Source organism: Umezawaea sp., from assembly GCF_057122925.1.
Genome location: NZ_DBNGPQ010000095.1, coordinates 18669 through 27151, shown reverse-complemented (window position 1 = coordinate 27151; position 8483 = coordinate 18669). Strand labels below are relative to the sequence as shown.

7 protein-coding genes are annotated in these 8483 nt (G+C 70.7%); 5 read left to right on the top strand and 2 right to left on the bottom strand.

The window, feature by feature from the left end:
* The 3 genes from rpsA to coaE form a co-directional block, all read left to right on the top strand.
* Positions 1-1326: 30S ribosomal protein S1 (gene rpsA, locus AC156L_RS21810; RefSeq protein ID WP_484407210.1), on the top strand; the 1326-nt coding region annotated here is incomplete at its 5' end.
* Positions 1327-1687: 361 nt separating this feature from the next.
* The gene (locus AC156L_RS21805) at positions 1688-2191 is read left to right on the top strand and encodes a hypothetical protein (RefSeq protein WP_330878090.1); all 504 of its coding nucleotides are present in this window, start codon (positions 1688-1690) and stop codon (positions 2189-2191) included.
* 12 nt (positions 2192-2203) lie between these two features.
* Complete coding sequence (gene coaE / locus AC156L_RS21800; protein WP_330878091.1) at positions 2204-3379, top strand: dephospho-CoA kinase; 1176 nt, start codon at positions 2204-2206, stop codon at positions 3377-3379.
* On the opposite strand, the gene AC156L_RS21795 is transcribed toward coaE, so the two are convergent.
* The gene (locus AC156L_RS21795; RefSeq protein WP_330878092.1) at positions 3355-3798 is read right to left on the bottom strand and encodes a ribonuclease FAU-1 family protein; all 444 of its coding nucleotides are present in this window, start codon (positions 3796-3798) and stop codon (positions 3355-3357) included. The genes coaE and AC156L_RS21795 overlap by 25 nt on opposite strands.
* A gap of 165 nt (positions 3799-3963) precedes the next feature.
* Complete coding sequence (locus AC156L_RS21790; protein ID WP_330878093.1) at positions 3964-4503, bottom strand: ribonuclease FAU-1 family protein; 540 nt, start codon at positions 4501-4503, stop codon at positions 3964-3966.
* A 74-nt stretch (positions 4504-4577) separates the two neighbouring features.
* Between AC156L_RS21790 and AC156L_RS21785 the strand changes: the two genes are divergently transcribed.
* On the top strand, positions 4578-5876 hold the full coding sequence (locus AC156L_RS21785) for a DUF5685 family protein (RefSeq protein ID WP_330878094.1): 1299 nt from the start codon (positions 4578-4580) through the stop codon (positions 5874-5876).
* A gap of 57 nt (positions 5877-5933) precedes the next feature.
* Positions 5934-8102 carry an excinuclease ABC subunit UvrB gene (uvrB, locus tag AC156L_RS21780; RefSeq protein WP_484407208.1) on the top strand — a complete coding sequence of 723 codons (2169 nt, stop codon included), beginning with the start codon at positions 5934-5936 and terminating at the stop codon, positions 8100-8102.
* Positions 8103-8483 lie beyond the last annotated feature (381 nt).

The window sequence follows — 8483 nt, the reverse complement described above, 5'->3', positions numbered from 1 at the left end:
GAGGTCCTGCTCGACATCGGCTACAAGACCGAGGGCGTCATCCCCTCGCGTGAACTGTCGATCAAGCACGACGTCGATCCCGCCGAGGTTGTCAGCGTCGGTGACGAGGTCGAGGCCCTTGTTCTCCAGAAGGAGGACAAGGAAGGCCGCCTGATCCTCTCCAAGAAGCGCGCTCAGTACGAGCGGGCGTGGGGCACCATCGAGGCCCTCAAGGAGAAGGACGAGCCCGTCAAGGGCACCGTCATCGAGGTCGTCAAGGGTGGTCTCATCCTCGACATCGGTCTCCGCGGCTTCCTCCCCGCCTCGCTCGTCGAGATGCGTCGCGTCCGCGACCTCCAGCCGTACGTCGGCCGTGAGCTCGAGGCCAAGATCATCGAGCTGGACAAGAACCGCAACAACGTGGTCCTGTCCCGCCGTGCGTGGCTGGAGCAGACCCAGTCCGAGGTCCGCAGCGAGTTCCTCAACCAGCTGCAGAAGGGCCAGGTCCGCAAGGGCGTCGTGTCCTCGATCGTCAACTTCGGTGCCTTCGTGGACCTGGGTGGCGTCGACGGCCTGGTGCACGTCTCGGAGCTGTCCTGGAAGCACATCGACCACCCGTCCGAGGTTGTCGAGGTCGGCCAGGAGGTCACCGTCGAGGTCCTCGACGTCGACATGGAGCGCGAGCGCGTGTCGCTGTCGCTCAAGGCGACGCAGGAAGACCCGTGGCGCCAGTTCGCCCGCACGCACGCCATCGGCCAGATCGTGCCCGGCAAGGTCACGAAGCTGGTTCCGTTCGGCGCGTTCGTCCGCGTGGACGAGGGCATCGAGGGCCTGGTGCACATCTCCGAGCTGGCCGAGCGCCACGTCGAGATCCCGGAGCAGGTCGTGCAGGTCGGCGACGACGTCATGGTCAAGGTCATCGACATCGACCTGGACCGCCGCCGCATCTCCCTCTCGCTGAAGCAGGCGAACGAGGGCTTCACGGTCGACTCCGAGTTCGACCCGACGCAGTACGGCATGGCCGCCGAGTACGACGCCGAGGGCAACTACATCTACCCCGAGGGCTTCGACGTCGAGAGCCAGGAGTGGCAGGAAGGCTTCGACAAGCAGCGTGAGGAGTGGGAGCGTCAGTACGCTGAGGCCCACACCCGTTACGAGGCCCACATGAAGCAGGTCGCGAAGGCCGCTGCCGCCGAGGAAGAGGCCGCTGGGGAGACCAACTACTCCTCGGGTGGCGACGCTCCGGCCGCCGCGTCCAGCACCGGCGCCCCGGCCCAGTCCGGTGGCACCCTCGCCAGCGACGAGCAGCTCGCGCTGCTGCGCGAGAAGCTGTCGGGTGGCGCCTGATCCCTCGGGATCGGCTAGCTGAGACCCACTGACGAAGCCCCGCACCACTCACGGTGGTGCGGGGCTTCGCCGTTCCCGGACGCCGTGCCGCCGTGGTGTGGAAGTCGGGGTCGACCCGACCACCGACCGCTGCGAACCCGCCGTTCGCTCCACCCGATCCGGTCGACCGAAACACGACCGCGTCGCACCCGGCACGCCGCTTGGATTCGACCGTCCGGCCTACTAGGTTCGGTCTCCTATGGCTGGCGTCCGGTTCCAGAAGCTGACGGTGGGTTCGGTGATGGCCTTGTGCGCCTTGGCTTTGGCGGCGTGCGCGACACCGAAGCGCCCCGCCGCGCCACCCCCGCAGATCCCCACGATCGTGGCACCCACTTCGGTGACCCGAACCCCGGTGATGGCCGACCGGCCCCTGCCGGACGACTGCGAGTTGATCGTCCCGGTCGAACAGGTCGCCCAGGCGCTCGGCCGGGAACTCCCCAAGCCGACGGAGATCATCGGCATCGCGGAGCCGTCGATCGCCCGCACCGGGAAGATCGACTGCTACCACGGCATCCCGGCGGGCAAACCGCTGTCCGACGCGCTCCTGGTCATCGGCGTCTCCACCTACGCCGACGACGTCTCGGCGCAGCAGCGGGTCACCGAGAGCGTGGAGGCCGAGCGCCAGGCGGGTGCCGCGGTCGCCGACGTCCCCGTCGCCAAGCAGCGCGGCACCCTGCTGACCAGTCCCCAGGAACTGCTCCTCATCGGCTCCATCGGCAAGTCCACCTTCGTGGTCAGGGCGCGGGCGGACCTCCTCCCGGCCGAGCAGCTCGGTCAGGTCCTCACCGGGTTCGCCGTCCAGTCGATGACGCAGCCGATCTCCTGAAAGACTGGCCCCATGTTGCGCGTGGGGCTCTCCGGGGGAATCGGATCGGGCAAGTCGACGGTGGCCAGGAGGCTCCAGGAGCACGGGGCCGTGCTCATCGACTCCGACAAGCTGGCCCGCGAGGTGGTGGAGCCGGGCACCGAGGGGCTCGCCGGGATCGTCGAGGCGTTCGGCGCGGACGTCCTGGACGAGCACGGAGCCCTGAACCGGGGTGCCCTGGCGGCGAGGGTCTTCACCGACGACACCGCCCGCAAGACCCTGAACGGCATCGTTCACCCCCTGGTGGGTGCCAGGACCGCCGAACTGATCGCGGGAGCGGCACCGGACGCGGTCGTCGTCCACGACGTTCCGCTGCTGGTCGAGAACGGCATGGCCCCCGCCTACCACCTGGTGCTGATCGTCCACGCGGGCGAGGAGGAGCGCGTCCGCAGGCTGGTGGGTGCCCGCGGCATGGCCGAGCAGGACGCCCGCAACCGCATCGCCGCGCAGGCCACCGACGACCAGCGGCGGGCGGTGGCGGACGTGTGGCTGGACAACTCCGGCACCCCCGACCTGGTCCTCGCGGCCGTGGACGCGCTCTGGGCCGACCGCCTGGTCCCGTTCGAGGCGAACGTCCGCCTCCACCGCCGCGTGTCCGGTCGTCCCCAGGTCGTCCCGCACGACGACACCTGGCCGCTCCAGGCGCGGCGGATCGCCGCCCGGATCGGCCTCGCCGCGGGAGGGCTGACCGTCGAGCACATCGGCTCGACCGCCGTGCCGGGCCTGGCCGCGAAGGACGTGATCGACCTCCAGTTGGGCGTCCCGTCCCTGGCGGCGGCCGACGAGCTGGCCGACCGGCTGGGTGACGCGGGCTTCCCGCTGGTGCGCAAGGACGCCGAGGACGTGCCGAAGCCCGAGGGCGCCGACCAGGAGCCGTGGCGGAAGCGGTTCCACGCGGGAGCGGACCCGTCGAGGCTCGTCAACCTGCACGTCCGGGTGAAGGGCGGGCCGGCGTGGGAGTGGGCGCTGCGGTTCCGGGACTGGCTGCTGGCCAACCCCGCCGAGGTGGCGGACTACCAGGCGTTGAAGCTGGCGCTGTCGGCCGAGTTCGCCTCGGACGACACGTGGGAGAACTACGCGGAGGCCAAGGAGCCGTGGATGGCGGCGGCCTCCGAGCGGATGGGCTACAGCGGCGGCCAGACCTCGTAGAGGCCGCGGTGCATCAGCCACGACGTCATGTCGTGGCGGTGCAGGCTGATCTCCTCCAGCGTGCGGTGCACGGTCCGCAGCGCCAGGTCGGCGTCACCGGGGCGCAGGACGCGGCCCGCGACGGCGGCGGCGAACTCCTCGGAGCGCACGATCCGGGCGGTGGTGCCGCCGGGGACGGAGAGGCCGAGCAGCAGGTCCGTCGTGCGCCACGACCGGCCGTCGCGCTCCACGCGGACCGCCGTGAGCACGCTCGGTGCCCGGCGCGCGTGCCGCGACCGAGGGCGGTGGTGCGTGAGCCGCAGACCCAGTTCCGGGATCAGCCACGTGATCTCCGAATCGGAGAACGGGTCCTCCGGGGTCGGGCACTCCATCCGCAGTCCCCACCGCTCGACCTCGCAGGTCGTCAGGTGTCGCGACATCCCGGAGGAGTAGCTGCGAACAGCGCTTACGGTGTCGACCGTGTCGACCAGCTGAGGTGTGATGACCGCTCCCACGCGACCCGAGGGTAGCCCTAAGTGTGCGTTCGGTAACCCTCCGGGTCGATTTGTTACATCACGGATTGGGGTATCAAAACACTGTCAGTACTACCGGCGTCGCCAGGTCGTGACTGCTCCCTGCGCCGCCAGCCAGCGGATCGCGTCGAACCCGTGGGAGGAGATGCCCGCGACGGCGCGGTAGGCCGTCTCCAGCGCCCACTGCGCGCGCGGGGCCTGGACCAGGCCCGCCGCCAAAGCGGCGAGCAGCTCGTCGGTGTCCAGGACGGTCACGCCGCGGCCGGTCCGCACGATCAGGTCGAGGTAGAGGTCGACCGTCTTCCACACCGTGCCGCTGGAGGTGATCTCCACGACGTCCACGTACAGGTCGTAGTCGCGTTCGTGACCGGGGTGCCACGACTGGCGGGTGACGCGGAGCCCGAACGAGGGCAGCAGCCACGACTCGAAGTGCGACAGCTCCGGGTGGCCGAGCACCGGCCGGAACATGTACAGCCCGTGCGGCGCGGTGCGGTACTCCTCCACCCCCCGCAGGTGGCCCTTGGGATCGGTGTTGCTCTTCGCGTCCAGGTCGAAGTACTCGATCTTGGGCGGGTGGATGTGCGCCACGGGGGCGGCCTCCTGCGTGTGCATCCCGTTATCTTGCCGAGTCCAACGGTCTACCCATATTGCTACATTCGGTTGAATCCGCTGTCTAAGATCCGCGCATGTTCGGGATCATCCGCCCCTGCCGCAACCGCCTCGGCCCTGAGCTGAGCGAGGCCTGGCTCGCCCACCTGTGCGGGCTCTGCCTCGCCCTCCGGGACGACCACGGGCAGCTCGCGAGGGTCGTCACCAACTACGACGGCCTGGCGATCTCGGCCATGGTCGAGGCCCAGTCCCCGGCGGGGACCGGCCGCAGGGCCGCCGGTCCGTGCCCGCTGCGGGGCATGAGGTCGGCCGACGTGTCGCACGGCCGGGGCGCCCGGCTGGCCGCGACGGTCTCGCTCGTCCTCGCCTCGACGAAGGTGCGCGACCACATCGAGGACGGCGACGGCGTGTTCGCCCGCCGCGCCGCCAGGGGGGTGGGCCGCAGGGTCGCGTCCCGGTGGGCCGACCAGGCCGCCGAGACCGGTGCCGACCTCGGGTTCGACACGTCCGTGCTGGTCGAGGCCGTGCGCAGGCAGGAGGAGGTCGAGGCGGCCGCGGGTGCGGGCAGCTCGGTCCTGCTCGTCACCGAGCCGACCGAGACCGCCACCGGCGAGGCGTGCGCGCAGACCGCCGTGCTCGCGGGCCGTCCCGGCAACGTGGCCCCGCTGCGCGAGGTCGGCAGGCTCTTCGGACGGCTCGCCCACCTCCTCGACGCCGTGGAGGACCTGGAGGCCGACCGCGCGTCCGGCGCGTGGAACCCGCTGACGGCCACCGGCACGGACCTCGCCGAGGCCCGACGGCTGTGCGACGACGCGGCGCTCGGCATCAAGCTCGCGCTGCGCGAGGCGACGTTCACCGACGACCGGCTGGTGCACGCGCTGTTCGTGCACGAGCTGAGGACCGCGATCGGGCGCACGTTCGGCGACCCGCACGCCCACCAGCCGCCTCCGCCGCCCGGCTGGCAGCCCGCGCCCGGCATGTACCCGCCGCCCCACCAGCCCCCGCCGGGCCAGGAGAACACCTACGGCCAGTACGCCCCGCCACCCGTGCCGCCGCCCGGCGCGCCCGGTGGCGGCACGCCGCCCGGTCCGCCCCCGCCGCCGGGGAAGAAGGGCCGCAAGCACCCGAAGGATCCCGGTCCCGGCCGGTTCCTGTGGGCGTGGCCGCCGCGCGTCGACCCGCCGCGCGGCCGCGGCGTCGCGGCGGGCTGCGTCGCGGTGCTCTACCAGTGCGGGACCTGCCAGTACTGCTGCCGCGACCCGTACCCCGGCCCGTGGAAGGGCACGTGGCACGACGCCTGGTGCAACTGCGACTGCAACTGCGGCGACGCGTGCTGCTGCGACGGCGACTGCTGCGGGTGCGACTGCAACTGCTAAAGGGGGCTTGACCAGCGCCGATCAGAAATTGTCGGACCCCAGGCGTACCTTCGTGCTGTGGCATTCCCTACCGAGATCCCCGCTGAGGACGCGACCCCCAAGGCGCACTCGCAGTTCCGGCCCGTCGGCGACATCCCCCGCACCGACGGGCAGTTCCGCATGGTCGCCGACTACGAGCCCGCGGGTGACCAGCCCGCGGCGATCGCCGACCTGGAACGCCGCATCCGCCGCGGCGAGAAGGACGTCGTGCTGCTCGGTGCCACCGGCACCGGCAAGTCCGCCACGACGGCGTGGCTGATCGAGAAGGTGCAGCGGCCGACGCTGGTCATGGCGCCCAACAAGACGCTCGCCGCGCAGCTGGCGAACGAGCTGAAGAGCTTCTTCCCGGACAACGCGGTCGAGTACTTCGTCAGCTACTACGACTACTACCAGCCCGAGGCGTACATCCCGCAGACGGACACGTACATCGAGAAGGACTCCTCGGTGAACGACGACGTCGAGCGGCTCCGCCACGCGGCCACGATGAGCCTGCTGACCAGGCGCGACGTGATCGTGGTCGCCTCGGTGTCGTGCATCTACGGCCTCGGCACCCCGCAGTCGTACCTGGACAGGTCGATCTCGCTGGCCGTCGGCGGGGAGGTCGACCGCGACCTGTTCCTGCGCGCACTGGTCGACGTCCAGTACACCCGCAACGACATCGCGTTCGCCCGCGGCACCTTCCGGGTGCGCGGCGACACGGTGGAGATCATCCCGGCGTACGAGGAGCTGGCCATCCGGGTCGAGTTCTTCGGCGACGAGATCGACAAGCTGTACTACCTGCACCCGTTGACCGGCGACGTGGTCCGCGAGGTCGACGACCTGCGGATCTTCCCCGCCACCCACTACGTGGCGGGCGCGGAGCGCATGGAGCGGGCGATCGGCGACATCGAGCGCGAGCTGGCGGAGTCGCTGGAGAAGATGGAGCGCCAGGGCAAGCTCCTCGAAGCCCAGCGGCTGCGGATGCGCACCAGCTACGACCTGGAGATGATGCGCCAGGTCGGGTTCTGCAACGGCATCGAGAACTACTCGCGCCACATCGACGACCGTCCGGCGGGCTCGGCCCCGGCGACGTTGATCGACTACTTCCCGGACGACTTCCTGCTGGTGGTCGACGAGTCGCACGTGACGGTGCCGCAGATCGGCGGCATGTACGAGGGCGACGCGTCCCGCAAGCGCAACCTGGTCGAGCACGGCTTCCGCCTGCCCAGCGCGCTGGACAACCGCCCGCTGACGTGGGAGGAGTTCGCCGACCGCATCGGCCAGACGGTGTACCTGTCGGCCACGCCCGGCCCGTACGAGATCGGCCAGGCCGGCGGCGAGTTCGTCGAGCAGGTCATCCGCCCGACCGGCCTGATCGACCCCGAGGTCATCGTCAAGCCCACCGAGGGCCAGATCGACGACCTCGTCCACGAGATCCGCAGCCGCGCCGAACGCGACGAGCGGGTGCTGGTCACCACCCTGACCAAGAAGATGTCCGAGGACCTCACCGACTACCTGCTGGAACTCGGCATCCGGGTCCGCTACCTGCACTCCGAGGTCGACACCCTCCGCCGCATCGAGCTGCTCCGGCAGCTCCGGCTGGGCGACTACGACGTCCTGATCGGCATCAACCTCCTCAGGGAGGGCCTCGACCTCCCCGAGGTGTCCCTGGTGGCGATCCTCGACGCCGACAAGGAGGGCTTCCTCCGCTCCGGCACCAGCCTCATCCAGACGATCGGCCGTGCGGCCCGAAACGTCTCCGGCCAGGTCCACATGTACGCCGACCGCGTCACCGACTCGATGCGCCACGCCATCGACGAGACCAACCGCAGGCGCGCCAAGCAGATCGCCTACAACACCGAACGCGGCCTCGACCCGCAGCCGCTGCGCAAGAAGATCACCGACATCCTCGAACAGGTCTACGCCGAGGCCGAGGACGCCATCGAGGTCGGCGGTTCGGGCCGCAACGCCTCCCGCGGCAAGCGCTCCACCGGCGAGGCGGGCGGAGGGCGCAGCTCCGGCGTCCTCGCCGACAAGGACCGCTCGGGCATGGCCCGCTCCGAACTGGCCGACTTGGTCCAACAGCTGACCGACCAGATGATGGCCGCCGCCCGCGACCTCCAGTTCGAACTGGCGGGCCGCCTCCGCGACGAGATCCAGGACCTCAAGAAGGAACTGAGAGGCATGGACGCCGCGGGCGTCAAGTAACCAGAGCTCCCGGCCACAGGCCGGGCCAACGGCGCAGCGCCCCGCGACTCGCTTCCTCGGCTCGTGGGGCGCTGTCAGCCTGCACCAAACCAACCACCGCCCACTGAACTCACGCCCGGCCCGGCCCGAACCGGACCCGCTGCCGTCCGGACCTGCTGGACCCGCTGCCGTCCGGACCTGCTGGACCCGCAGCTGCACGGCCCGGCAGGACCCACGACTGGACCCGCAGGCCGAGCCTGCGGCCAGGCCGAGCCTGCGGCCAGGCCGAGCCTGCGGCCGGACTTGCCCCTCCAGACCTGCGGTTCGATGGTCCGGCCGACCCTGCGGCCGGACTTTGACCCGCCAGACCCGCAGTCAGGTTGGACCTGCGGCCGCACCGGA